Annotated in this window: 19 protein-coding genes, 1 other RNA gene and 3 pseudogenes; 12 read left to right on the top strand and 11 right to left on the bottom strand. The window is 60.8% G+C overall.

All coding sequences use genetic code 11. The annotated features are described in order from the left end of the window. Positions 1–112 precede the first annotated feature (112 nt). The 8 genes from CKW11_RS25265 (at position 113) to CKW11_RS25230 (ending at position 10,839) form a co-directional block, all read left to right on the top strand. On the top strand, positions 113–1,708 hold the full coding sequence (locus CKW11_RS25265) for an FAD-binding oxidoreductase (protein WP_095139851.1): 1,596 nt from the start codon (positions 113–115) through the stop codon (positions 1,706–1,708). A gap of 5 nt (positions 1,709–1,713) precedes the next feature. Then, entirely contained in the window at positions 1,714–3,309 is a 1,596-nt protein-coding gene (locus tag CKW11_RS25260; RefSeq protein ID WP_095139850.1) for a glycerol-3-phosphate dehydrogenase/oxidase, read from the top strand. 20 nt (positions 3,310–3,329) lie between these two features. Then, positions 3,330–4,898, top strand: coding sequence for an FGGY-family carbohydrate kinase (locus tag CKW11_RS25255; protein ID WP_095139849.1), 1,569 nt, complete (start codon positions 3,330–3,332; stop codon positions 4,896–4,898). A 243-nt stretch (positions 4,899–5,141) separates the two neighbouring features. Then, positions 5,142–6,431, top strand: coding sequence for a phospholipase (locus CKW11_RS25250; RefSeq protein ID WP_095139848.1), 1,290 nt, complete (start codon positions 5,142–5,144; stop codon positions 6,429–6,431). A gap of 43 nt (positions 6,432–6,474) precedes the next feature. Further along, entirely contained in the window at positions 6,475–8,433 is a 1,959-nt protein-coding gene (locus CKW11_RS25245; RefSeq protein WP_095139847.1) for a DUF1302 domain-containing protein, read from the top strand. Positions 8,434–8,582: 149 nt separating this feature from the next. Next, the gene (locus tag CKW11_RS25240; RefSeq protein WP_095139846.1) at positions 8,583–9,956 is read left to right on the top strand and encodes a DUF1329 domain-containing protein; all 1,374 of its coding nucleotides are present in this window, start codon (positions 8,583–8,585) and stop codon (positions 9,954–9,956) included. Between the two features lie 221 nt (positions 9,957–10,177). After that, complete coding sequence (locus CKW11_RS25235) at positions 10,178–10,423, top strand: plasmid stabilization protein (protein ID WP_095139845.1); 246 nt, start codon at positions 10,178–10,180, stop codon at positions 10,421–10,423. Then, on the top strand, positions 10,420–10,839 hold the full coding sequence (locus tag CKW11_RS25230) for a type II toxin-antitoxin system VapC family toxin (protein ID WP_095139844.1): 420 nt from the start codon (positions 10,420–10,422) through the stop codon (positions 10,837–10,839). The genes CKW11_RS25235 and CKW11_RS25230 overlap by 4 nt, the downstream gene beginning before the upstream one ends. Positions 10,840–11,005: 166 nt before the next feature. Here the strand turns inward: CKW11_RS25230 and CKW11_RS29190 are convergent. Beyond that, positions 11,006–11,602: pseudogene (locus CKW11_RS29190) on the bottom strand (methyl-accepting chemotaxis protein); the annotation flags it as partial. Between the two features lie 309 nt (positions 11,603–11,911). Continuing rightward, positions 11,912–12,892 (bottom strand): annotated as a pseudogene (locus CKW11_RS29185) (methyl-accepting chemotaxis protein); the annotation flags it as partial. Positions 12,893–13,180: 288 nt separating this feature from the next. Between CKW11_RS29185 and CKW11_RS25220 the strand changes: the two are divergent. Further along, positions 13,181–13,849, top strand: coding sequence for a histidine phosphatase family protein (locus tag CKW11_RS25220; protein WP_095139842.1), 669 nt, complete (start codon positions 13,181–13,183; stop codon positions 13,847–13,849). A gap of 77 nt (positions 13,850–13,926) precedes the next feature. Here CKW11_RS25220 and CKW11_RS25215 read toward each other — a convergent pair whose 3' ends face one another. Then, positions 13,927–15,366 carry a glycosyltransferase family 39 protein gene (locus CKW11_RS25215; protein ID WP_256582143.1) on the bottom strand — a complete coding sequence of 480 codons (1,440 nt, stop codon included), beginning with the start codon at positions 15,364–15,366 and terminating at the stop codon, positions 13,927–13,929. A 69-nt stretch (positions 15,367–15,435) separates the two neighbouring features. Next, positions 15,436–16,023: a ribosomal protein S5-alanine N-acetyltransferase gene (gene rimJ, locus CKW11_RS25210; protein ID WP_095139840.1), complete on the bottom strand. Its 588-nt coding sequence runs from the start codon at positions 16,021–16,023 to the stop codon at positions 15,436–15,438. 142 nt (positions 16,024–16,165) lie between these two features. Here rimJ and CKW11_RS25205 point away from each other — a divergent pair, with 142 nt between their 5' ends. Then, positions 16,166–16,738, top strand: coding sequence for a GNAT family N-acetyltransferase (locus CKW11_RS25205; RefSeq protein WP_143500110.1), 573 nt, complete (start codon positions 16,166–16,168; stop codon positions 16,736–16,738). Between the two features lie 150 nt (positions 16,739–16,888). On the opposite strand, the gene CKW11_RS25200 is transcribed toward CKW11_RS25205, so the two are convergent. Beyond that, on the bottom strand, positions 16,889–17,812 hold the full coding sequence (locus CKW11_RS25200; RefSeq protein ID WP_095139839.1) for a hypothetical protein: 924 nt from the start codon (positions 17,810–17,812) through the stop codon (positions 16,889–16,891). A gap of 177 nt (positions 17,813–17,989) precedes the next feature. Here CKW11_RS25200 and CKW11_RS28950 point away from each other — a divergent pair. Both CKW11_RS28950 and CKW11_RS25190 read left to right on the top strand, forming a co-directional pair. Then, positions 17,990–18,232, top strand: a pseudogene (locus CKW11_RS28950) (EamA/RhaT family transporter); the annotation flags it as partial. Between the two features lie 45 nt (positions 18,233–18,277). Continuing rightward, complete coding sequence (locus CKW11_RS25190) at positions 18,278–18,943, top strand: hypothetical protein (RefSeq protein WP_256582142.1); 666 nt, start codon at positions 18,278–18,280, stop codon at positions 18,941–18,943. 176 nt (positions 18,944–19,119) lie between these two features. On the opposite strand, the gene ssrA is transcribed toward CKW11_RS25190, so the two are convergent. From ssrA to CKW11_RS25160, 6 genes are all read right to left on the bottom strand, one after another. Then, positions 19,120–19,509, bottom strand: a transfer-messenger RNA (tmRNA) gene (gene ssrA / locus CKW11_RS25185). Positions 19,510–19,607: 98 nt separating this feature from the next. Further along, entirely contained in the window at positions 19,608–19,886 is a 279-nt protein-coding gene (locus CKW11_RS25180) for a hypothetical protein (RefSeq protein ID WP_095139837.1), read from the bottom strand. A gap of 129 nt (positions 19,887–20,015) precedes the next feature. Next, complete coding sequence (locus CKW11_RS25175) at positions 20,016–22,826, bottom strand: FAD-binding and (Fe-S)-binding domain-containing protein (RefSeq protein ID WP_095139836.1); 2,811 nt, start codon at positions 22,824–22,826, stop codon at positions 20,016–20,018. Next, a complete protein-coding gene (locus CKW11_RS25170) occupies positions 22,823–23,494 on the bottom strand; it encodes a lactate utilization protein (RefSeq protein ID WP_095139835.1) in 672 nt (223 codons plus the stop codon). Before CKW11_RS25170 ends, CKW11_RS25175 begins: the two co-directional genes overlap by 4 nt. Further along, positions 23,494–24,948 carry a LutB/LldF family L-lactate oxidation iron-sulfur protein gene (locus CKW11_RS25165; protein ID WP_095139834.1) on the bottom strand — a complete coding sequence of 485 codons (1,455 nt, stop codon included), beginning with the start codon at positions 24,946–24,948 and terminating at the stop codon, positions 23,494–23,496. Before CKW11_RS25165 ends, CKW11_RS25170 begins: the two co-directional genes overlap by 1 nt. Further along, on the bottom strand, positions 24,945–25,769 hold the full coding sequence (locus CKW11_RS25160; protein WP_095139833.1) for a (Fe-S)-binding protein: 825 nt from the start codon (positions 25,767–25,769) through the stop codon (positions 24,945–24,947). The genes CKW11_RS25165 and CKW11_RS25160 overlap by 4 nt, the downstream gene beginning before the upstream one ends. Positions 25,770–25,828: the final 59 nt, after the last annotated feature.

The raw sequence follows: 25,828 nt of genomic DNA, 5'->3' as shown, positions 1-25,828 counted from the left end.
TGACTCAATTGGCTACTCGAACTGGCCGGATGCGACCGTGACACTTTGCGGCCGCTGACTAGTATGGAGGCCTGCCACATCACTGATCAGACTGCATAAGAAGGACACACGCATGCGACGCTGGAACGGCTGGGGAGAGGCAACAACGGTGGTCGAGCTGCCGGCCCAGGGCGCGAGTTTTCTCCATGAACGACTGGGGGCCGGGCACGTGTTGCCCGATGCCACGCTGGAGTCGGCATTGGCACGGGTGCCGCTTTCGCGGCTGGCGGCGCACGCCTTGTACAGCGTCGACCCCCACGACCGACTGCTGCACGCCCGGGGCCAGAGCCTGCCGGACTGGCTGGCGTTGCGCGAAGGCGCGCTGGGCAACTATCCCGATGCGGTGGCGTTTCCCGAAACTGCGGAGCAGATCCGCCAATTGCTGGCGCTCGCCCATGAGCAGGACCTGTGCCTGATTCCCTACGGCGGCGGCACTTCGGTGGCCGGGCACATCAACCCGCCGGATTCGACGCGACCGGTGGTGACCGTGTCGCTGGCGCGGATGAATCGCCTGATCGACCTCGACGAGGCCAGCCAGTTGGCGACGTTCGGCCCCGGCGCCAGTGGCCCGCAGGTGGAAAGCCAACTGCGCGCTCGCGGCTACACGCTAGGGCATTTCCCGCAGTCGTGGGAGTTGTCGACGCTGGGCGGTTGGGTGGCCAGTCGCTCCAGTGGTCAGCAGTCGTTGCGCTACGGGCGCATCGAGCAATTGTTCGCCGGCGGCACCCTGGAAACCTTCGCCGGGCCGTTGGAAATCCCGACCTTCCCAGCCTCGGCGGCGGGGCCTGATCTGCGCGAAGTGGTGCTCGGTTGCGAAGGCCGTTTCGGGATCATTTCCGAGGTCAAAGTGCGAGTCAGTCCGCTGCCTGCTGATGAACGTTTTTACGGGGTGTTCCTGCCCAGTTGGAGCAAGGCGCTGCAAGCGATTCGCCAATTGGCCCAGGCGCGGGTGCCGCTGTCGATGCTGCGGCTGTCGAACGCGGTGGAGACCGAAACCCAACTGGCGCTGGCCGGGCATCCGCAGCAGATCGCCTGGCTGGAAAAGTATCTGAACCTGCGCGGCGCCGGTGAAGGCAAGTGCCTGCTGACCTTCGGCGTGACCGGCAATCGTCGGCAAAACGCGCTGTCGCTGAGCCAGGCGCGCCAGCATCTGAAAGCCTTCGGTGGCGTGTTCACCGGTACGTTGCTCGGCAAGAGGTGGGCGCAGAACCGTTTCCGTTTTCCCTACCTGCGCGAGAACCTGTGGAACGCCGGTTACGTGGTCGACACCCTGGAAACCGCCACCGACTGGAGCAACGTCGACAATCTGCTCAACCTGATCGAAAACAGCTTGCGCGATGCCTTGGCAGCGCAGGGTGAACGTGTGCACGTGTTCACCCATCTGTCCCACGTCTACGGCGAAGGCTCGAGCATCTACACCACTTACGTGTTTCGCCCAGCGGCGGATTATCCGGCGACGCTGGCGCGCTGGCAGGCACTCAAGCACGCGGCCAGCCAGACTATCGTCGACAACCACGGCACCATCAGCCACCAGCACGGGGTCGGCAAGGATCACGCGCCGTACCTGCCGCGCGAAAAAGGCGCGCTGGCGATGGATACCTTGCAGGCGCTGAGCAAGCACTTCGATCCGGCCGGGCGCCTCAACCCCGGCACGCTGTTGCAGGAGTGACGATCATGCACCCGGACTGGAACGCCGCGTGGCGCCAGCAAACCTTGCCGACATTGGCCGACGCAAGCTGGGACCTGATCGTCATCGGCGGCGGCATCAGTGGTGCCGGCATCCTGCGCGAAGCGGCGCGGCGTGGCTGGCGCTGTCTGCTGCTGGAGCAACGGGATTTCGCCTGGGGCACCTCCAGCCGATCATCGAAAATGGTTCACGGCGGTTTGCGTTATATCGCCAAGGGCCAGTGGCGCTTGACCCGTGATTCGGTGCGCGAGCGCCAGCGCCTGCTCGACGAAGCGCCGGGGCTGGTGGAGCCGATGAGTTTCATGATGCCGCACTATCGCGGCGGCTATCCCGGGCCGCGTGTGCTCGGTGGCTTGTTGTCGGTTTACGACGCGTTGGCAGGACGCCGCAGCCATCGTTTTCATGACGCGCAGCAACTGCGTTTTCTCGCGCCGGGGGTGAAGGAAAACCACCTGCTCGGCGGCACCTGTTTTGTCGACGCGCTGACCGATGACGCACGACTGGTGATGCGCGTGTTGCGCGAAGCGCGGGCCGAAGGCGCGGTGGTGCTTAACGGGGTGCGCGTCGAACATTTGCTGCGCGAAGACGGCCGGGTGTGCGGTGTTCAGGTCGAAGATTGCGAAGCGGGCGGGTCGTTGCAACTGCGTTGCGGCGTGCTGGCGGTGGCGACGGGCGCGTGGGCTGAGCGTTTGCGTTTGCCCGAGGCACCGCGACAACTACGGCCATTGCGCGGCAGTCATCTGCTGCTGCCGGGCTGGCGTTTGCCGGTGGCGCAGGCCTTCACTTTTTTGCATGAGCGTGACCGTCGGCCGGTGTTTGTTTTTCCGTGGGAAGGCGCGACGGTGGTTGGCACCACCGACCTCGATCATCGTGAGAATCTGGACCAGAGCGCGAGCATCAGCGCCGAAGAACTCGACTATCTGCTGGCGGCTTGCACGCAACAATTTCCAGGTGCCGAAGTGACGGCGAGCGATGTGCTGTCGACCTGGTCCGGCGTGCGTCCGGTGGTGGGCAGCGCGGCGGGTGCACAGCAAGGCAAACCGTCGAATGAAACCCGTGAACATGTGCTGTGGCAGGAGCCGGGTTGCGTCACGTTAGCCGGCGGCAAGCTGACGACATTTCGTCCGCAAGCCATCGAAGTGCTCAAGGCTTGTGCCGATATGCTTGGCCGCAGTTTCGAAGATCACGGCGCCGCCGTTTTTGCCGCCGTAGCGCCACTGCCGATTCCCGGACTCAGCCCGCAACAATGGCGACGTCTGGCCGGACGCCACGGTCGCGACCTGCCGCGACTGGCGCAGATGATCGCCGAGTTGGGCCACGAAACGGTCGGCAACACCGACACCTTGTGGGCAGAACTGGCCTTCGCCTGTGAGGCGGAAATGGTTCTGCACCTCGATGATCTGTTGCTGCGTCGTACCCGTCTGGGACTGTTGCTGGCGCGCGGTGGTGAAGCGCATTTCGCCGCCATCCGCCAACTCTGCCAGCCACGCCTGGGCTGGGACGATGCACACTGGCAGCAAGAACTGCAGCGTTACCGGGCGTTGTGGCAACGCCATCACGGTCTGCCGGATGCCACGCCTTGATGCCCCTTGAAGAGAGCGCCATGGATAACCACTCGAACAAGCGCTACCTGCTGGCGATCGACAACGGCACCCAGAGCGTGCGCGCATTGCTCTTCGATTTGCAGGGCAATCTGCTCGGTAAAGGCAAGGTCGAGTTGCAGGCGTACTACTCGACGCAACCGGGCTGGGCCGAGCAGGACCCGGAATATTACTGGGCGAAACTCGGCGAGGCCTGCCAACAGGTATGGGCGCAAACCGGGATTGATCGCTCGCAGATTGCCGGCGTTTCACTGACCACTCAGCGCGGCACGGTGATCAACGTCGATGCTCAGGGCAAGCCGCTGCGCCCGGCCATTCTGTGGCTCGATCAGCGCCAGAGCGAAGTCGAGGGCGGGATCAAGGGGCCGTGGGGCTGGCTATTCAAACTGGTCGGCGCGCAGGCCACCGTGGATTATTTTCGCGCTCAGGCCGAGGCCAACTGGATCGCCCGACATCAACCGGAAATCTGGGCGGCGACCGACAAGTTTCTGCTGCTCTCGGGGTTTCTCACTCATCGTCTGTGTGGACGCTTTGTCGACTCTGTCGGATGTTGCGTCGGCTATCTGCCGTTCGACTTCAAACGCCTGAAATGGGCCGCGCCCAGTGACTGGAAATGGCAGGCGCTGGCGGTGCGTCCGGAGCAATTGCCGACCTTGCACAAACCTGGCGAAACCCTTGGCTACATCAGCGCTGAAGCGAGCCGTCACACGGGGATTCCCGAGGGCTTGCCGCTGATTGCCGCGGGCGCCGACAAGGCCTGCGAAGTGGTCGGTGCCGGCGTGGTCGATACCAGCACTTTGTGCCTGTCCTACGGCACTACCGCGACGATCACCAGCACCCGTTCACGCTATCTGGAAATCGTCCCGCTGATCCCGCCGTACCCCTCGGCGGTGCCGGATCAGTACAACTGCGAAGTGATGATTTATCGCGGTTACTGGATGGTCAGCTGGTTCAAGAACGAGTTCGGCCTGCGCGAGATGCAGCAGGCGCAAGAGCAGGGCATTGAACCCGAGCAACTGTTCGATGCGCTGGTGAACGCGGTACCGCCGGGGTCGATGGGGCTGATGCTGCAACCGTACTGGTCGCCGGGAATTCGCGAGCCGGGCGTCGAGGCCAAAGGCGCGATGATCGGCTTCGGCGACGTGCACACCCGCGCGCATATTTACCGGGCGATTCTGGAAGGGCTGGCGTATGCCTTGCGCCAGGGCCTGGAGAACATCGAGAGGCGTTCGAAGGTGTCGGTCAAGCGTCTGCGGGTGGCCGGTGGCGGTTCGCAGAGCGATGCGGCGATGCAGCTGACGGCGAATATTTTTGGCCTACCGGCGGAGCGTCCGCATGTGTACGAAGCGTCCGGGCTGGGCGCCGCGATCTGTTGTGCGGTGGGGTTGGGCTTGCATGCGGATTTCCCCACGGCAATCGCCGCGATGACCCGCGTCGGGACGGTATTCACCCCGCAGCCCGAGGCACAGCAGGTCTATGAGCGTTTGTACAAAGAGGTGTACCTGCGCATGTATCGCCAGCTCAAACCGTTGTACCAGAGCATCCGCAAAATCACCGGTTACCCCGCTTGAAAGTACAGTGGTGATCTCCTGTGGGAGCGGGCTTGCTCGCGAAGGCGGTGTATCAGTCACTGCATGTGCAAACTGACACACCGCCTTCGCGAGCAAGCCCGCTCCCACAGGGGAACAGTGATGCTCCCGCTATTGTGCACATGGCGCTATCGGAGACTTTTTCTGGTGAGATCGGACAGTGTCAGCGCCGGAGGTGGTTGTTAGGCTCAACCCCCACAGCACCTCCAATAAGAATTAAAAGCAATGAAGCTGACTTTTCTCCTGTTGCTGCTTTGTGCAACGGCCCCGACGGCGTGGGGCTGGTCGAACCACACGGTGGGCAGCTATCTGGCGTTGCAGGATTTGCCGGCGCTGCGCGATGGGCCGCCGGTCGAGGTCGAGCCGCTGGAGCGTTTTCTCGCCGAGCAATACCCGGCCGTGGTCGCATTGCTGGAGCAACAGGAAAGCTTCGCCCGTGAACACTTCACCCAGTACCCGCCGCGCCCCGACCATCTGAAGCTGCCTGCGGTGCCGGGTGACAATCTGCGCCACGACTTTCTCACCGCGTTACGGCTCAATCCGCGCATTCATCTGGCGATGGTCATTCAGCCGTTGCCGGGTCAAGACCTGCCCGAGCGCGAACATCTCAGCGCCGATCAGGTGATGGTCGAGCAGACGCTTTCGCCGTGGAATCGTCAGCGTTTCATTCGCGTGGCGGACGGCGAAAAAGTCGCGCCGCTGGCGGTACTGGCAAGCGCCGCCGACGAGCCGGATTACGGTCACGACATCAACCTGTTCAGCGACAACCCCGGCGAGGTCGGCGCGCTGTATGGCTTCGGCCCGCAGCCGTTTGGCGATGCGCGTTTTCAGTACAGCTCGCAGGCGCCGTTCCACATGGGCTTCTTCCATGAAAGCGCGGTGGTGTATGCCGCTGCCGGATTTCTTCAGCGCAGTTGGCCGGACTGGCGCGCTTATCAGTACCTGGGGCTGGCGCGTCTGGCGTTCGCCTCCGGCCATCCTTACTGGGGTTACCGGTTCCTTGGTTGGGGCGTGCACCACGTGCAGGACCTGACCCAGCCGTATCACGCCAAGCCGCTGCCCGGGGTCGAACTGCACAGTCTGTTGCTGCTGGAAGGCAAGGCGCTGGCCGGTTTTGCCGATGACAAACAGGCCTCGATCGAACGCGTCGCCACCCGCCATATGGAAATCGAGAAGTATCAATCGACCTGGCTGCGCCGCGTGCTACGTGCCGGTCAGGCGCATCCGATGCTCGCGGCCTACGCCGATGTCGCTCAAGACCAACAGTATCCGCCGTACTCGGTGGACTACTTGCGCGACGTGGTCAGCGCCGAGTCGGTCGAGGACTCGACAGCGTTCGATGAAGCCATCGGCCAGTGGCTGGAGACGGCTCCGGTGACCAGCGATTTCAGCAGCGGCAATCAGTTGCAGCGCGAGACGTTCGAGCATTCGGCACTCAATCAGCAGCTGTTCAAACTGCTCGGCCATTTCGGCGCGCACAGCCGGATTTATGTCCGTGCGGGACTGGCACCGTAGCCATCGCGGCAACGCAAAAAACAATAAGAACAAGGAGGAACCCATGATCAACACTCGATTGCGCCTCACCGGCGTGGCACTTCCCGGTGTCGGCCTGGCAGGGCTGCTGCAACTCTGCGCGGTGGATGCGGTGCAGGCTGCCGAGTTCAGCGTGCTGGACAATCAGGTCACCGGCTCGATCGACACGACCCTGTCCTATGGTCGTTTGTGGCGGGTACAGGGCCGCGACAAGAACAACGATGACGTCAACACCAACGACGGCAATCGCAACTTCGACACCGGGCTGGTTTCCGAGGTGTACAAGATCACTTCGGAGCTGGAGGCCAACTACCAGAACTACGGAATGTTCCTGCGCGGCACCGCGTTCTACGACACGCAGTTGATGGACAAGCGCAACGATTACTACCGCAACAACAACCCGGCGCAGCCGAGCCAGAGCTATCCGCAGGACGACCGCTTCACCAGCCAGACCCGCGACATCGCCGGCAGCCGGATCGAGATGCTCGACGCCTATGTCTACGGCAACTGGGACGTGGCGCAGATGCCGGTGACCGCGCGGGTCGGACGTCAGGTGTTCAACTGGGGCGAGGGGCTTTTCTATCGCGGCGGCATCAACACCACTAACCCGGTGGACGCCGCCAAATACCGTTTGCCGGGGGCCGAGGTCAAGGAAGTGCTGATGCCGGTGGAGGCCTTGAGTTTCAACATCGGCCTCAGCGATTCGCTGACCCTGGAAAGCTTCTACCAGACCAACTGGAAGGAAACCCGCATCGACCCGGTCGGCACTTTCTACTCACAGACCGACCTGTTCGCCGATGGCGGCAACACCGGTTACAACAACTTCAGCGGCACCGCGCTTGATACGCCGGTGCCGGGGTTTGGCAACGTCATTGGCCTGTACAGCGCATTGGGCAACAACCCGTTGCTCAGTCCGGTTTTGCAGACCACTGGCCTGTACGCCAACGGCGTGACGCCGGCCTACGGCAATACGCTGAAAGTGGCATCGGTCGGCAAGGACTACAACGCTCGCAACGATGGTCAGTTTGGCTTTGCGTTTCGCTACATCGCCGAACAGCTCAACAGCACCGAGTTTGGTTTGTACCTGGTCAATTACCACGCCAAGGAGCCGACCATTGCTGCGGATCTGGGTGGCTACAAAGGCATCGACATGAGCGCACTGACCAACCTGCTGGCCGGCGTCGCCGGCGATCAGGCGGGTGCGCTTGCCAATGGTCTGGCCACTGCGGATGTGATGGGCAGCATCCAGGCGCATCGACGCTACGCCGAAGACATTCGCATGTACGGTTTCAGCTTCAACACCACGCTGGGCGAGGCCTCGGTGTTCGGTGAAATCGCTTATCGGCCGAACCTGCCGATCGGCGTCGCGGCCACCAACGATCTGATCGGCGACTTGGCCAACGGTGCGGCTGTCGCGGTGACGGGCCGGTCGATCAACGTCGGCGGGCAGATGGTCAACCTCAACAGCGAAATCAACAACGCCGAGCGCGTGGAAGCGTTCAACACCTCGTTGGGCACTATTTACAACTTCGGCCCTACGGCTTCGTTCGATTCGCTGTTCGGCATCTTCGAACTGGCCTCCGAACATCTGCGCGGCAGCAGTCTGCAATACACGGCTTATGACGGGACGAACCGTTACTACGCCGGCACCGGTAACTATTCCTATGTCTCGGGCGGTGATCGTGACGATCAGGTCAACCGCGATTCCTACAGCTATACGGCGATGCTCAACGGCACCTGGAACGACGTGTACGCCGGGGTCAACGTCTCGCCTTACGTCGTCTACAAGGATGACTTCAAGGGCAACAGCTATCAGGCCGGCAACACCATCGAAGGTCGCAAGGCCTACACCCTGGGGATCAAGGCCAATTATCAGAACAAGCTCGAAGCCGAACTGCAGTACACCGAGTTCTATGGCGGGGGGCAGAACAACGGCATCCGCGACCGCGACAACGTCGGGTTCAACCTCAAGTATTTCCTTTAGGACTACACGCAGATCCATTGTGGGAGCGGGCTTGCTCGCGAATGCGCCGTGTCAGTCACCGTTATTTTGAATGACACACCGCCTTCGCGAGCAAGCCCGCTCCCACAGGGAAACTGCGGTGTCCTGCAGACCTCACACGGAGATCGATCATGTTTTACCCATCACGATTCAGCAAAACCATGCTGGCGCTGGTTCTGGGCCTCACCGCCGGCAGCGCCCTCGCCGCCATCACCCCGCAACAAGCCGAACAACTGAAAACCACCCTCACGCCCCTGGGCGCCGAGCGCGCCGGCAACGCCGCCGGCACCATTCCGGCCTGGACTGGCGGCATCACCCAGGCACCAGCCGGCTACAAACCGGGCCAACATCACCCTGATCCATACGCCTCGGACAAGCCGCTGTTCACCATCACCAAGGCCAATCTCGACCAATACAAGGCCCACCTCAGTCCGGGCCAGATCGCCCTGTTCAACAGCTATCCCGACACGTTCCAGATGCCGGTCTATCCGTCGCGTCGTTCAGGTTCGGCGCCGCAGTGGCTGTACGACAACACGTTGAAGAACGCGACCTCGGCCAAATTGCTGGAGGGCGGCAGCGGATTCGCCGATGCCTACGGCGGTGTACCGTTCCCGGTGCCCAAGGACGGCATCGAAGTGCTGTGGAACCACATCACCCGTTATCGCGGAATCTACGTGGTGCGTCGTGCTTCCGAAGCCCCGGTGCAGCGCAACGGCAGCTTTGCACTCGTCACCTCGCAGCAGGAAGCGCTGTTCAACTTCTACCGCCCGGGCGGGCAGTACGCCGACCTGAAAAACATCCTGTTCTACTACCTCGCTTTCGTAAAAAGTCCGGCGCGACTGGCCGGTGGTGCGGCGCTGGTGCACGAGATGCTCGATCAACTCAAGGATCCGCGTCAGGCCTGGGTCTACGACGCCGGCCAACGCCGCGTGCGCCGCGCGCCGAACCTCGCGTATGACACGCCGATCGCCTCGTCCGATGGCCTGCGCACCGCCGATGACACCGACCTGTTCAACGGCGCGCCGGACCGCTACGACTGGAAGCTCAAGGGCAAGCAGGAAATCTACATCCCCTACAACAACTACAAGGTCGGCAGCCCCGACGTGAAGTACGCGCAACTGCTGACCCCGGGCCACCTCAACCCGCAATTCACCCGCTATGAGCTGCACCGCGTGTGGGTGGTAGAAGGCAACCTCAAACCGGGCGCGCGGCATGTCTATTCCAAACGCGTGCTGTTCCTCGACGAGGACAGTTGGGGCGCGGCGCTGGTCGATCAATACGACGGGCGAGGGGAGTTGTGGCGGGTGTCGATGGCCTACCTGAAAAACTTCTACGATCTGCCCACCACCTGGAGCGCACTGGACGTGTTCCACGACTTGCAGGCCCGCCGTTACTACGTGCAGAACCTCGACAACGAAGAAGCCTCCACCGTTGACTTCTCGCAACCGGTACCGGAAGACGCGTATTTCATGCCGTCGGCGTTGCGCCAGCGCGGGACTCGCTAGAGTCAGGCAACACGCGCACCGGCCTGCTGATCCAACGCAACCCCTGTAGGGGCGAGCCTGCTCGCGAATCGATCTTTCGTTCAGCGCAGAGGTGAGGGTCAGACGCGGAAATGGCTGACCATCTGCTGCAGTGAGAATGGCCGTTCGGAAGATTGCCCGGTGTGAGCCAGAACGGATGTGCTAGCCTGCAATCAATGATTTCATTGATTGCAGGAGGCGTCATGGCCAGCATCACCATTCGAAACCTTGACGAAAAGCTCAAGGAACAGTTGCGTATCACCGCAGCACACAACGGACACTCCATGGAAGAAGAGGCGCGCCTGATTCTCGGTCGAGCCTTGGCAACAGTTGATCGCGCCGGCGGACTTGGAAGCCGGATACGCAACAGGTTCAGTGCAAACGGCGGAGTTGAACTTGAATTGCCAGAGCGCTCAGAGAAAGCCACCGGGGTGGATTTCTCCGAATGATAGTGCTCGATACCAACGTGCTTTCAGAGTTTATGCGTATTGAACCTGAAGCCAGAGTGCTGGCCTGGGTCGATGCGCAGCCCGCCATGGATCTGGCCATCAGTGCGATAACGGTGGCTGAGATACTCCACGGCATCGCCCGACTTCCCTCAGGCAAACGCAAACAGAATCTTCAAGCCCATGCGATGGCAATGTTCGAGGAAGACTTCGCGGGACGCATTTTGCCGTTCGATGCACATGCCGCTGTCGAGTACGCGGCACTCGTCGCAGATTGCGAAGCAAAGGGGCGGACGGTGTCGATGGCTGATGCTCAGATAGCCGCAATCTGCCGGGCTCATGGCGCGGCAGTCGCCACGCGTAACGTGAAGGACTTTCGGTTCTCGGGAGTGGAGGTGATTAATCCGTGGGAGGTGTGAGCGTTGGGGCAGTGAGTATGGGCTTGGGCTGACTGGACTGACGCCATCGCGAGCAGGCTCACTCCTACAAGGGATTGGCGTTGTTCACATGATCTGTGTTCAACGCATTACCTGTGGGAGCGAGCCTGCTCGCGAATCGATCTTTCGTTCAGCGCAGAGGTGAAGATCAGACGCGGAAGTGGCTCACCATCTGCTGCAACTGGCCACCCAGGCGTGCCAGTTCCACGCTGGACGCTGCGGTTTCGTCGCTGGCGGCGGCGGTCTGTTCCGACACGTCGCGCACGTTGATGATGCTGCGGCTGATTTCTTCGGCCACGGCGCTTTGCTGCTCGGCCGCGGCGGCGATCTGCTGGTTCATCGACTGGATGTTCGACACCGTGCGGGTGATGTTTTCCAGGGAGTCGCCAGCCTTGCGGGTCAGGGCCACGCTGCTGTCGGTCAGGGCGCGGCTGTTGTTCATCACGGCGGCCACTTGCTGGGTACCGTTCTGCAGACCGGCGACCAGGCCTTCGATCTCTTCGGTGGATTTCTGTGTACGCTGCGCCAGACCACGGACTTCGTCGGCGACCACGGCAAACCCACGCCCGGCTTCACCGGCACGCGCCGCTTCGATCGCGGCGTTGAGCGCCAGCAGGTTGGTCTGTTCGGCCACGGCCTTGATCACGTCCATGACGCTGCCGATCTTGTCGCTTTCCTGTTGCAGCACGCTCATGGCTTCGGTGGAGCGCACCACTTCACTGGCCAGACGCTCGATCTGGGCGATGGCTTCGTTGACTACCTTGTCGCCTTCACGGGCTTCACCGTCAGCGGCGGCTGCGGCTTGCGAGGCTTCTTCGGCGTTGCGCGCGACTTCCTGCACAGTGGCGGTCATCTCGTGCATGGCGGTGGCCACCTGGTCGGTCTCGACCTTCTGGCTGTTCACGCCAGCACTGGTCTGCTCGGTCACGGCGGACAGTTCTTCAGCGGCGCTGGCGATCTGGGTGACGCCGTCGCGGATGCCGCTGATCAAGTCACGCAGGGTCACGCCCATGCGCGCGATGCCTTGTTGCAGCACGCCGAGTTCGTCGCGGCGGGTGACCGTGACGTTCTGGGTCAGGTCGCCGCTGGCAATGCGCTCGACCACGGCCAGGGTTTCCTGCAACGGACGGGTGATCTGACGGGTGATGATCACTGCGGCAATCACACCGACCAACAGCGCCAGCAGGGTGCTGATCAGTTGGAAGGTACGAGCCTGGGCGCTTTCGATATCGCGGCGGTCGAGCTGGATCTGATACAGCTGCTCGCTGGTGGTGACGATGGCAGCACCCTGATCGGTCATCTCTTTACGCGCCTGCACCGCTTCGCTGTTGGCGTTCTTGTACGCCTGCAACGCGCTGCGGTAGTTGGTCAGAGCGGTTTCCAGCTGACGCAGGGCGTCTTGCTGGGTGGCGGCGAAATGCACGTTCAATTGCTTGAGGCTGGCGATCGCTGCGTCCAGTTGGCCGACGGCTTTCTGCTCGGTTTCGGCATTGGTGGTGGCGGTGTAGCCGCGTACTTCATAGCGCGCCAGGATGAAGGCTTCCTTGGCCTGGCTGATGGCCTGGAACTGCTCGAAGCGCTGCTCGCTCATGTCCATTTGCTGCACGCGCTTGCTGATCGTTTCGATCAGGTTGTAAGCGGTGTCGGCGTTAGTGCCCATCACGTCGCGGGCGCTGTTGCCGGTGCGGTAGGCGTTGCGCATCTTGTTCAGCGAGGTCTGGTATTCGGCGATGGTCGCGGCCTGCTGCTTGAGCAGCTTGACGTTTTCCGGGCTCTTGAACTTGTTGATCAGCGCCTGTTGTTGCGCGGCGAAGCTTTCGAGGGTGGTTTGTACATTCTGCGCGGCGGTTTCGTCGCCGTTGGTCAGCATGTACTGCAGACGGACTACGCGCAGCTTGGTCAGACCGGCGTTGAGCTGGGTGATGTCGCTCATCCAGTTGCTGCGGTCAATCAGGCCGCCGAGGCTGGTCCAGCCCGTCAGGGCCAGTACGCAGGTCAGGGCCAGGACCAGGCCGAAGCCCAGGCCCAATTTCATGTTCACGCTGATGTTGCCGAACCAGCTATTCATCACAATTCCTCCAGGAACGTAGAGCTACTTGATCGTCGGTCAGGCTGGAAGATTGTTGTTTTTTTGAGCCAGCAAGGGTGTTAGCAGGTCTGTATCGGCCGCAAATACGAGAGCTGAAAGGTTTTTGTCCGTCGGAATTTGTAACAAGAGCGCCTCAAGACTTTTTTCACATGCGTTTCACTCGTCACTTACGCCCGTCTCTCTACCCTCGCCGCATCGAATTGACTGTGATGGATGCCGACGAGGCGGCCCGATGTGGAATTGAGATTGAGTCTGTTCGGCGTCAAACGCACGATCTCCCTGAGCGGACTGGCGCGCTATCGCGACAGCTGGGTGGTGCTCGGCGCGTCGCTGCTGGTGATTCCGCTGACACTGTGGCTGCTCGCCCCGGCGGCGGTGCCGGATCTGGCCCATGGCAATGTGTCCGGCGACCGCGCGCTGGCGACCGGGTGGGCCAAGGGCGACATGATTGTGCTGGTGCGTCACGTCGAGCGCTGCGATCACTCGCCGGCACCGTGCCTGAGTGGCGACGACGGCATCACCGACCGCTCGCGCAGTGTTGCGGTCGGTGTCGGCGCACAGTTCGAGCATCTGGGCCTGAACAACGCCGATATCTACAACAGCCCGATGCTGCGCACCGTGCAGACCGCCGGTTACATGTTCAACCGCGCGGCCAGCGAAGACTGGCTGATCAGTTGCAAGGGCCACATCCTGCAGGAAGCGCTGGCGCACAAGCTCCCGGGGCGCAACCTGATCCTGGTGACCCACAGCGAATGCATGGCGGAGCTGGAAAAGGACTTGAATACACCGGTTTCTGACCCGGGCTACGGTTCCTCACTGTTTGTGTCTGTCGCAAACAAAGCGGATCCGCGGGTGCTTGGTTTCATCGAAGCCTCCGACTGGCATTCAGTGACCACCCGATGAACTGACGTTGCCTTCCCGTCAGCCGAAACAAAACCCGCCAGTGACGGCGGGTTTTTTATTGTCTGGCGTGAGGGTCGTCAGTAGCCGACGAAGTAGTACGCCTGACGCCCGACCATCATGGTCTTGAGTACTTTGAGTGGTGCGGCGGGTTCGCTGTCTGCCGAGATCACCGCGACGTTGGCGGGCGAGGCGCTGAGGAAATCGTGCAGTTGTGCGTCGGAGTCCAGGCCCTTGAGCACGCTTTGGGTGTAGAACACGCTGGCACCGCCGACCCGTTCATTGGCCTGAAACAGCGCGACCTGCTGACCGTTGGCCTGCAGGCTCTGAATATGTTGGGTCAACGGCAGGAACGACAACTTCTTGTCTGCGTTGGGCAGTGCCCACTGCGCGGCGCCGAGGTAGCTGGCGATCACCGCCGTGAGCAATCCTGCGGCAATCGCCTGACGATGACGGGCGACTTTTCCGATGAAGCGGTCGGTGGTTTCACGCGCCTGCAAGCGCTCGAACAACACGCGCGCGTACTCAGCGGCGATCACCGCCGCCGCTGGGGTCATCGACATCAGGTACACCGTGCGTTTGCTCGAGGCCAGGGTCAACATGATGAACTGCGCGACGATCCACAGGCTGAAAAACAGCAGATAGCGGTTGGCCTTCAATTCTTTGCGGAAATGCCACAAGCCCAGATACACCAGAATGTTCCACGGCAGGAACGCTTCCGGCAGTTTGGCGAGGTAGTAATAGAACGGCTCGTAATGCCCGGCCTCGACGAACGAGCCGCTGAAGCGGCCGACGCTGTTGGTCAGCAGCACTTCAGCGACAGCGTGCGAGCCCCCGCGCTGATAGAGCACGGCGAGCCAGATCAGCAACGGAATCAGACCGACTGCCGTGAGCAGGCCGGGACGCAGCCAGGCGCCGAGCTTCAGGCGTTTGTCGATCAGGTTGTCGGCCAGCAGGTAGGCGAAGATCACCACCCCCGGCATCGCCAGTCCGAGCACGCCTTTGCTCAGGGTGGCGATGGCGATCCCTACGATAAACAGCAGCGAGTTAGCCGCGCTCGGTACGCGTTGCGCCTGAAAGAACGCCAGCAGCGCGGTAGTCACGCCGAGCGCCAGCAGTGCATCTTCGCCGACGCCGCGCACGTTGCTCCAGTAACTGGCCATGGTCGCCAGCAGAATCCCCGCCGTCCACGCGACCGCTTTCGGCCGACCGAAACGGCGCAACATGCCGTACAGCAGCATCACGCTGAGCAACCCAGCTACCGCCGACGCCAGCCGCACCGCCCACGGCGAAACGCCGAACACGCGCATGGCACCGGCGTCCAGCCACAGGCTCAGCGGGGGGTTTTCCAGAAACGCTTCGCCGAACAGTCGTGGCGTCACCCAGTCATCGTCCAGATGCATCTCCATGGCGATTCCGGCAACGCGGGCCTCGGTGGAGCCTTGCAACTGGTGGTTACCCAAAGCGAAAAAAAACAGCAGGGCGGCGAGTAGAAACAGCGAAGTGGCAGCGCGCGGCATGGGTTTCTGGTAACCGGAAAGAGCAGGAGCCTTGAGCATACTTCGGCAATGCTTAACAAATTGTGAAACTCACTTCAGTTGTCGCGACCAGCGTTTCTCCGGCGTTTCGAACAACGGATTGACCAGCGCCGTCAGCACGTGATCCTGCCAGCGTCCGGCGATGTTCAGGTACGCCTTGGCATAGCCTTCGCGCTCGAAACCCAGGCGCTCCAGCAAGCGCGCACTGCGCTCGTTGCCGGGCATGTAATTGGCCATGATCCGGTGCAGGTTCTGCGTATCGAACATATAGCCGATGCCGGCCTCCAGGCATTCCTGCATCAGACCCTGGCCCTGATGCGCGTGGTCAATGTGATAACCCAGATAACAGGCCTGAAATGCGCCGCGAATGATCCCGCTGAAATTGCACGCGCCGATCATCTGTTGGCCGTCCGGCGTCAGCAGGGCGAAATGCATCGCCAGCCCGGCCTCGTAGGCACTGGCCTGAATTTCAAGGCGTCGACGAATCTGTTCGCTGGAAAAATATTCGGTGGTACGAATGGGTGACCAAGGGGCGAGGTGGCGCTGGTTGCGTGCATAGAAGTCACTTTCCAGCTCGGCCTGTTCCGGGGCGAGGATGGCGAGCGTCAGGCGTTGGCAGGGTAGGCTCAGCAGTGACATCGGGTGCTCCGGCGGGCAGGGTCGAGGGACAGGATTGATCACGGGGCGGAAAAAAACAAACTGCGCTGGCGTCCTGTAAATTTCTTTGGTTGAGTGCACAGGGTTATCGACTGCGGCATTTCCGGGATTGGAGGAACAAGCAATGGAATTTGCATTGACGGTGAATGGGCTGGCGTTGTGTGTTCGGGCGCCAGACCTGGCGCTTGTCGCTCCGGTGCGCGAGGCGCTGAACGCCAGTTACCGCGAGCATGCGCCTTTTCTCGAGTGGGCGGTTGAACACACCAGTGAGGAGCGGGCGCTGTCGTCCATGCTGCGAGCACGGGATGACTTCACCAGCGAGACCGGCGAGCGGCGCTTATTCATCGTGACTGAAGACGGACAAGCCGTCGTTGGCTGCATCGGCCTGGTGCCGCGTCGACGCAAGCGCTATGTCGTCGGTTATTGGGCCAACAGCACGTTTGCCGGCAAGGGCTACATGCGCGAAGTGCTGCTGCAACTTGTCAGGCGCCTGCCTGAGTTCACCTTTTACCTGACCACATCGTCGGCCAACAGCCGCAGTCAGCGTCTGGCTGAAGCGGCGGGGTTTGCGCTGATCAGGGTTCACCCGCAGGCGCGGCAATCGTCACAGCGCGGCGTGCAGGACACTTGGGTGTATCGCTTCGGCAGCAAACGCCAGGCAAAAAAAAGCCCGCGGGAGAGCGCGGGCGAACCGTAGTTTCTTGAATGAGCGAGCGGACTGTACCGTGTTGATCGAACGGGGGCAGTGAAGAAAAATTCATCTCGGCAGCGACCGCTCTGCAATGCCTCACGTCAGATGATCTGCAGCGAAATCGGCTTCCGGGTCGACCTGACGAGCAAGGTCATTTCAGAATTCCGCGACCTTGTCTTCGCGCAAAATCCACCCGGCTTCAGCCGCCACCAACTTGTACTGAACCTGACGCATCTTCCCCGTACGCCCGGCGCCAGCGTCGGCACTGTCATACACCGGGAAACGTTGCACCAGTGAGTTTTCCACCACGGCAAACGAGTCCTCGCCTTGATAACCCTCGGTGGTTTTCGGGTTGTCGCTGACAGGAGGCAGGTAGATTGCGCTCAGGGATTTCTTGTTGTTGGCTGAATAGGCGATCAATTCGCCCGGCAGGCCGCGCCCGGGCGAGCGGGTGAAAACGTAGAGTTCGGGGGAGCCGTCGTTATTAATGTCGGCGACTTCGGCGCGCACCACATCACCCGTGAGCGGCTGGCTGATGGCCGTGTTGTCGATCTCCAGCCCCTTGGGAGCGATGTGCAGCGTCGGTTTGCCATCGACCTGCTCGGTGCCGACATGAAAAGCGATGCCGTGTAATTCCAGCGTCTGGTCGAATGGCTGCTGCCGGCTGATGGCATCGCCATCGACCAGCCTCAGCGACAGCTCGTAGTTGGCCACTTCATTACGCCGTGCGGCGTTGCGCATGAGGTAGACCTGAACCGTGTACTCGCCATCGCTGGGCAATGTGCCGAGGAAGTGATTACCCATGATCGAGCCGTTGAACAGCGCGTAATCGGCTCCCTTGGCGAAGATGTTGAAGTAAGCGGAGGTGTTGGACGGTTTGAAATCGACGGTCAGTATCTGGCCGGCCTTGGCGTTGAATGTGTACTGCGCGGTCTGGTCACCCTTGATCGACTGTTTGCGCTGGACGCTGTCAGCGCTGGCAGTGAACGCGATCGGTTCGACGCGCACAGTGGGGGCACCGGCCGCATGGACGGACAAGGAAATCAGCGCGGCCAGCGCTACGGCGATCCAGCTCTTCATCTTCAACTCCATTACATCTCGATGTTCGCAGCATAGAGCCTGCTTCGAGCGACCGCCCAGAGATTGCGCGGATTAAATGTTGCTGGATTTGAGCACGTGCCAGAGGAGGTGTTCCCTGACACGAATCAGCTGTTCACATAATTCTCACCTGATTTTTGCCGTGATAGGTGCCGGTATTCAGCGTTAATGGCCGTGGGGGTATGGATTCATCTGATGGAAAATCATGTTCATGAGCATCAGCACGAACCGCTTGAGCATGATCATCGGCATACACACGATGAGCATCATCAACATACGCATGGTTTTGAGTGGGATGAGGTGGAGCCGCATAGTCATCGGCATGTGCATACGCCGATACGGCATACGCATACGCATGCGCATGCGCATTTTCCGGATGTGCATCATCGACATGGGCGTTGATTGAAACTCTGAAGTCTGTCGAGTGATATCATTGTGATATCGTTTATGCCGATTTCTTCAGTCTTTCATTCGAGTCATTCCATGAAACCAATTTTCCTGTTGTTGCCCATTGCGGCCCTTTTTTCTGCTTTCAGTGTTGCCGCTGCACCTTCGCCGGTGGCGTCGTTTGCCGCTTGTGACGATCACTCCCTGGCAGTCGTGCAATCGCCTTTGTTCAAGGATCTGGTGCCGAACACTGTAGAAAATGGCCAGATCAAATTGTCCGGCGGCACCAAGAGCGATATGGGGCAGCGCTGGATGTTCGCCAAGCCGGTCGAAATTGACGGCATGTCGTTGACCGGCTTCTACGCCGAAGATACAGACCTGATGGGCACTCGCATCATCAGTTGGGGGTTCTACGCCAAACAGACGCCGAATGAACTCCACACCCAGTTGGAAAAAGTGGGCGGGCCGCGTATGGACATGTCGCAGGGACTCTACGCTCGCGCGGAAATCTGGTCCCACGGCAAATCCAACTGGCAGCCGGAAGACCCATCCGCAACGGCGGGCAAGCTGGTTGTCGACAGTGCCGAGCGCGTGTTCCTGATCGAGCCTGCTCCGCAAGAGCTGAGTGCTGACAACAAGGGTATGTTTACCTGCTCGATTCAAGGCAAGGTCAATGAGGCGATGCTCAAATCCAGCCGTCCGGATCTGCTTGGCGCTGCTCATTGATTTGATGAATGCAGGTACGAAAAAGGACGGCATCGTGTCGTCCTTTTTTGTGAGTAGGCAGAGCATTGCCTGGGTTATCGAGTTTGATCGCCTGCAGGCTGTGGGTTTGTGTGCCCGGTTTGGCTGATGTCCAGATGCGACAAAGCCCGCACTAGGCGGGCTTTGTCGTTGAGAGTTGGTGGAGCCGGGGGGATTTGAACCCCCGTCCGCCAGTGCTCCGCTGTCGGTACTACATGCGTAGCCGTGTCTATTAAGTTAACCCTCAGCGACCCGACGGGCAGGGTGCTTTGGGCGAGTTGTGTAAGTTTTAGCCGCTTCGTCCACAACGTACTGCACGGCGATTCTGTTCTATATGACAATCATTTCGGGTTTACAGACATCCCCTGATGATTGCTGGGCCCGAAGGCACCAGGAGTGCATGTCAGCTGCAATTAAGCAGCGAGAGCAGCACCGTATTGGTCGTCATTGGCAACTATAAGAAGTTGCAACAGTGGATTTACGACTTCTGTTACCAAGTCGGCATGCACCTAAAGTTTCGTCACCGGCGTCGAATCCTAATCGGCCCCGAACTCATTGCCTCGTACATCAGGTGAGGCAACAAGCCTGCGCAGTGTACGCCAATCAGACCCCAAGGCCAACCCGAAGGTTGGCTTTGGGGTTTTGATCAGTTGTTGGTACCGCTAGCTTTTTGCAGATCCAGTTTGGTTTTCGAGGTTTCTGCAACGCAGTCGTCGATTTTGCCTTGGGCTTTGAGCGCCTGGGCTTTGCTCAAACTGGTTTCAGCAATCTGGGTCTTTTCCGGCGACGCTGCCAGTTGGGCCTTGAGATTGTTGATCTCTTGGATATTGGCATCGCACAGGTCGGCAGGCTTGTCGGCGGCGAACGAGGTGGAGGCCATCATCGAGGCAGTAACGAACAGACCTAACAGTACAGAACGTTTCATGTGTATCTCCTTGAACTGAGGGATCCAGACTGCGCTGGCCGTCAGGACGGGCAACCGAGTGGAAGAAAAACCCCGATTTTCGGGGTCTGTTCTGTGGACTACGGTCGCACGCAAGGGTTCTATTTTTCTTCAGCGGGCCTTGGCCCGGGTCACCCGATCCACCAGATAGACCAGTCCGTGATAGTCGATGCCGCCGTGTTGCGTCAGGCCGATCTCACAGGTGCGGCTGGTGGAAATTCCCTCGCTGCAATGCTGCACCGCGTCCTTGAGCGTGCGCAGCGAATGGCTGTTCAGCTCCGGGGTGGTGAAGCCCTTGTCGCCTGCAAACCCGCAACAATGAATGCCTTCCGGAATCACCACGGTTTTGCTGCATTTGCGCGCCAGATCGATCAGCGCCTGGCTCTCGCCCAGATGCTGCGTGCTGCAGGTCACGTGAACCGCAATCGGTGCCTCTTGCGGGGTGAACTCCAGTCGATCAAGAAGATGCGTACGGATGAAGCGCACCGGGTCGTACAGATCCAGGCGAACATTTCCCACGTCCTGCACCAGGCGCAAGGTGCAGGGGCTGGTGTCGCAGTAGATCGGATCGAGCCCGTCACGACTGGCATGGAGGAGGGCGCTGATCAGTTCCTGACGCTTGTGCTCGGCCTGTTCGGCATAGCCTTTGGAAGCGAAAGGCTGACCGCAGCAGAGGTTGTCCTGATTGTCCGGGAACACCACTTGGTAACCGGCCTTTTCCAGCAAACCACGGGTCTTGTCGTACAGCGACATTTGCTCTTTGTCGCCAGCTGCCGGGCCCATCACCCGTGAGACGCAGGCCGCCAGATACACCACACGCGGGCGTTCGTCGGACACGCTCGGGCTGAAGCGAATGGCTTTTTCCGGTTGCGGCATCGCGTTGGTCCACAGCGGAACCTGGCCTTTAGACAAGCGTGTCAGCGTCGCCGACAGCTTCGCCAGACGCGGTGCGCCGAGCAGCATCCGTGCGCCGTTGGCCACGTGCAGGGTGAAGCGTGCGCCTTGCAGGGTCTTGGCGAAATTTCCTTCGATCCAGTCAGCGGTTTTCTGATGCGTGGCGTTGCGGGCGCGGAGCTTTTTCACCAGCTCGCCGGTATTGATGCCGACGGGGCAACGCTGAGCGCACAAACCTGTCGCCGCACAGGTTTCGATGCCTTGATACTCGTAGGCTTGTTCCAGCTCGGTGGTGTCAACGCCGGCGCGTTTCTTCGCCTGAATGTCACGCCAGATCACGATGCGCTGGCGCGGACTCAGGGTCAGGCCTTTCGACGGGCAGACCGGCTCGCAGAAACCGCACTCGATGCATTTATCAACAATCTCGTCAGCCGCCGGCAGCGGCTTCAGGTGCTTGAGGTGGATCTGCGGATCTTCGCTGAGCACCACGTCCGGGTTGAGGATGCCGTTGGGATCGAGCAGGCGTTTGAGCTGCCACATCAGTTGATAGGCATCGCTGCCCCATTCCAGCTCAACGAACGGCGCCATGTTGCGCCCGGTGCCGTGTTCAGCCTTGAGCGAACCGCCGAATTCCACCGCCACCAGTTGCGCGACGTCGTCCATGAACGCTTGATAGCGTGCGACTTCTTCCGGACTGTTGAAGCCTTGGGTGAAGACGAAGTGCAGATTACCTTCCAGTGCGTGTCCGAAAAGGATCGCTTCGTCGTAGGCATGTTTGTCGAACAGCGCGATCAGGCGATTGACGCCGATAGCCAGTTGTTCGACCGGGAAGGTCACGTCTTCGATGATCACCGTGGTGCCGGTTTTGCGCACCGCGCCGACGGCGGGAAAGGTGTCCTTGCGGATGGCCCAGAGCTTGGCGTTCTCGGCCGGATCTTCAGTGAAATTGACCTGTTTTTCCACCGGGAAACGGGTCAGCGAAGCCATGATCTGCGCCAGTTGTTCCTGCAGCAAAGTGGAAGAGGCGGCTCGGGATTCGATCAACAGGGCGCAGGCATTATTCGACAGATGTTGTACGAAATCCGGCATGCCCGGTTTGTTCTGCACCGAGCGCAGACTGCGCCGATCGAGCAACTCTACGGCAGACACCGGTTGGCTTTTCAGCACGGTGACCGCGTTGCAGCAGGTTTCCACATCCGGGAACACAATCAGCGCCGAGGCCTTGTTCGGGTGGTCGATCACCGTGTCATAGGTCACCGCGCTGATGAAGCCGAGGGTACCTTCGGATCCGACGAGCAGGTGGCTCAAGATATCCACAGGATCGTCGAAATCCACCAGGGCGTTGAGTGACAGGCCGGTGGTATTTTTCAGACGGTATTTGTGGCGAATTCTCGCAGCCAGTTCAGCGTTGGCGCGGGTCTCGCGGCCCAATGTCGCCAGACGCTCCAGCAGATCGCCGTGGCTTATGCGGAAAGCGGCGACACTGGCGGCGTCTTCGGTGTCGAGACGGGTGCCGTCGGCGAGTACCAGGCGAATTCCGGCCAGTGTGTGATAGGTATTTTGCGCGGTGCCGCAGCACATGCCGCTGGCGTTGTTGGCGACGATGCCGCCGATCTTGCAGGCGTTGATCGACGCCGGGTCCGGGCCGATCTTGCGCCCGAACGGGGCCAGCCACGCGTTCGCTTGCGCTCCGATCACACCGGGCTGCAGACGGATTTGCATGCCTTGGCCGCGAATCTCGCGAGCGTTCCAGTTATCCCCCAGCACAATCAGCACCGAATCGCTGATTGCCTGCCCGGACAAACTGGTGCCAGCGGCGCGGAAGGTGACCGGGACTTGATCGCGCTGGGCCAGTTTCAGCAGCGCCACCACTTCGTCTTCGGACTCGACGCGGATGACCAGTTTGGGAATCAGCCGATAAAAACTGGCGTCGGTGCCGAAGGCCAAGGTCGACAGCGGATCGTCGAAACGGCGATCTGCTGGAATCAGTTGCTGCGCATCACGCAGGAAATTCACCGGAAGCGTCATTGGTCCTCCAGGATCAGGACCACCAGATCTTTCGGGCCATGAGCGCCGTAGGCCAGCACCTGTTCGATGTCGGCGGTTTTCGACGGGCCGGACACCAGCAGCGCATTGGTCGGCATGCCTTGCGCCCATTCGAATTCCTGCTGCACCTGATAGAAGTTGTCGCGGATTTCACTGGCCTTGAGCAGGGCGAAATGCACCGGCGGTACCAGACTCATCAGCCTTGGCTCTTCGCGGGTTGGCCAGAGGATCAGGCTGCCGGTGGCGGCGATGGCGCCGAGGGTACCGGTGAGGCTGGCCGGGGTGTCGTTGAACAGCTCGGCTTTCCACTCTTCCATCGGCCGGTCGTAGGATTTCAGTGCCGGCAGATCAGGATTGTTCGCCCAATGTTGTGTGATGCGCTGCCCGTGAGGTGTAGTCGGTGCGATCAACAGGCTTGGCAGTTGGCGGTCACGCAGTAATTGCGCGAGCAGCGTCGGCCAGTCTGCGCCGGTAGTCAGATGGATTTCGGTGTGCACCGCTTCCATCAGTTTGCGCAGTTGCGGGATACGTTGCTCGGCGCTGTAGGTGTAAGGCTGAGTCACCAGGTCGACATCGAAGTCGTCGGCAATCGGTGTGGCGCCGGTCAGACTTTTCCGTAGTTTGGCGAGGATATTTTGCTTGGCGCTCATCAGCGGTCTCCCTGTTTGGCCAGATGCTCGCGGGCCATGTCGTGCAGTGAGCGGGCGGCGGGTTTTGGTGCGCTGTGGTTTTGCGTCCACGGGCCGACATTGCTCGGGGTCAGGGCGCGCAGGCGCGTGGCGAAGAAACCGAACAACCGATACAGCGTCGGCGAGCTGTTGAGTTTCGCCCAGGCGTTCCAGATGAAGCGTTCCTTGCGCGAATACTTGCTGCCCTGGCCGCGCATCACTTGATGGGGCGAGTCCGGAGCTTTGACGTTTTCTTCGCGCAGGCGCCGCAGGATCGCCGGGATCGGAATTTTCACCGGGCACACTTCACCGCAGGCACCGCACAACGACGAAGCGCTCGGGTGATCCGGGACTTTCGCCAGACCGACCATGTGCGGGGTGATGATTTTGCCGATCGGTCCCGGGTACACCTCGCCATAGGTGTGACCACCGACGCGGGTGTAGACCGGGCAATGGTTCATGCAGGCACCGCAGCGGATGCAGTTGAGGGTCTGGCGCAGTTCGCTGTCGGCAAAGGCCTGGCTGCGACCGTTGTCGAGCAGCACCAGATGCACTTCTTGCGGGCCGTCGAGTTCATGCGCCTTGCGCGGGCCGGAGATCATGTTGACGTAAGTGGTGATCGGAATGCCCAGCGCCGAGCGGGTCAGCAGCGACAGCAGCGGCACTACGTCGCGCAGGTTTTCCACAACCTTTTCGATGCCGGTGACGGCGATGTGCACCGGCGGCACGGTGGTGGTCATGCGGCCGTTGCCTTCGTTTTCCACCAGCAGCAGGGTGCCGGTTTCGGCGACGGCGAAGTTGACGCCGGAAACGCCGATGTCCGCTTCGAAGAATTTCTGCCGCAGGACTCTGCGACCGATCTGAATGAGTTGGTCAACGTCCTTGGTGTACTCCACGCCAAGTTTGTCGTGGAACAAGGACGCGACCTGACCGGCATTCTTGTGGATCGCCGGCATAATGATGTGTGAAGGCTTCTCGTGGTCGAGCTGGACGATGTATTCCCCCATGTCGGACTCCAGGCATTCAACACCTTGAGCCTCGAGGAAATGGTTCATCTCCATCTCTTCGCTGACCATCGATTTGCCCTTGATCACTTGCCGCGCCTCGTGAGCGCGGATGATCGAAAGGACGATGCCATTGGCTTCGTCCACCGTTTCCGCCCAGTGCACTGTCACACCGTTGCGGGTCAGGTTCTGTTCCAGTTGCTCGAGCAGGTCGGGCAACTTGGAGAGCGCACGCGCCCTGATCGAGTTGCCCAGGGCGCGCAAGTGTTCTCTTTCGTGGGCATCGCTGAAAGCCGCTGCCCGCTTGGTCATCAGTGAATCCATCGCAGTGCGGAAGTTGTTCCGTAGCTGCTGATCACCCAGGGCGTTGTGTGCCCGGGTGCGGAAATCTTCTTCTACGGCAACCGTAGGAATAATCGTCGAGGTGCTCATTGCGCACCTCCGGTTCGTTGCCACAGAAAGCTGGCGAGATGTTGCCCGCGCAGCGCTTCCTTTTGTTTCTCCAATGCGCCGTTGATGTTCATCAAACAGCCACAGTCGGCGCTCAACACCTTGTGCGCGCCGGAATCCTTCAACGCTCTGGTCTTGTCAGCCACCATCGCGCCGGAAATGTCTGGCATACGGACGCTGAATGTCCCGCCGAAGCCACAGCATTCGCTTTCATGGTCATGGTTGACCCGTTCCACGTTGCTCAACTGCGCCAACAACTCACGGCCGTGCAGGTGGGTGTTCATTTCGCGGCGTGCCGAACACGAGGTGTGCAGCGCGACTTTCACCGGCTCACCGCTGTCCTTGAGCTGCACCTTGCAGACGAACAGCAGAAACTCGGCCAGTTCATAGGTGCGGGCCGCGAGGGCCTGCACCTGTTTCAACGTTTGCGGCTCGTCCTTGAACAAGTCGGCGTAATGCTCGCGCAACATGCCCGCGCAGGAACCCGACGGCACCACCACCGGATAATCCCCGGCAAACAGCGCCAGTTGCGAACGCGCCACCGTCCGCGCCTGCTCGGTGTAACCCGAGGTGTAGGCCGGTTGTCCGCAGCAGCTCTGCCCTTGCGGGTACTCGACCTTGATCCCTTCGCGCTCCAGCAAGTGGATCGCGTCCATCCCCGCTTCGGGGTAGAACAGGTCGACCACGCAGGTGCCGAAGAGGTAGACCTGCGACGGTTTCTCGCTGGGGTATTGCCGAGGTTCGGGCAGTGGCGGTGCAACGCGAGTGGCGTTGGGCACAGCGTTGTAAAAAAGCTCGCTCATCAGGCGTGTCTCCGGGTGGGCCCGGTTATCCGTCTGTGGCGGCTGCTGAATATAAAGAG

The organism is Pseudomonas sp. Irchel s3a10, assembly GCF_900187525.1.
Classification (GTDB): domain Bacteria; phylum Pseudomonadota; class Gammaproteobacteria; order Pseudomonadales; family Pseudomonadaceae; genus Aquipseudomonas; species Aquipseudomonas koreensis_G.
Note: the sequence above shows the minus strand (reverse complement) of the source record. Positions and strands in the feature narration are given on the sequence as shown.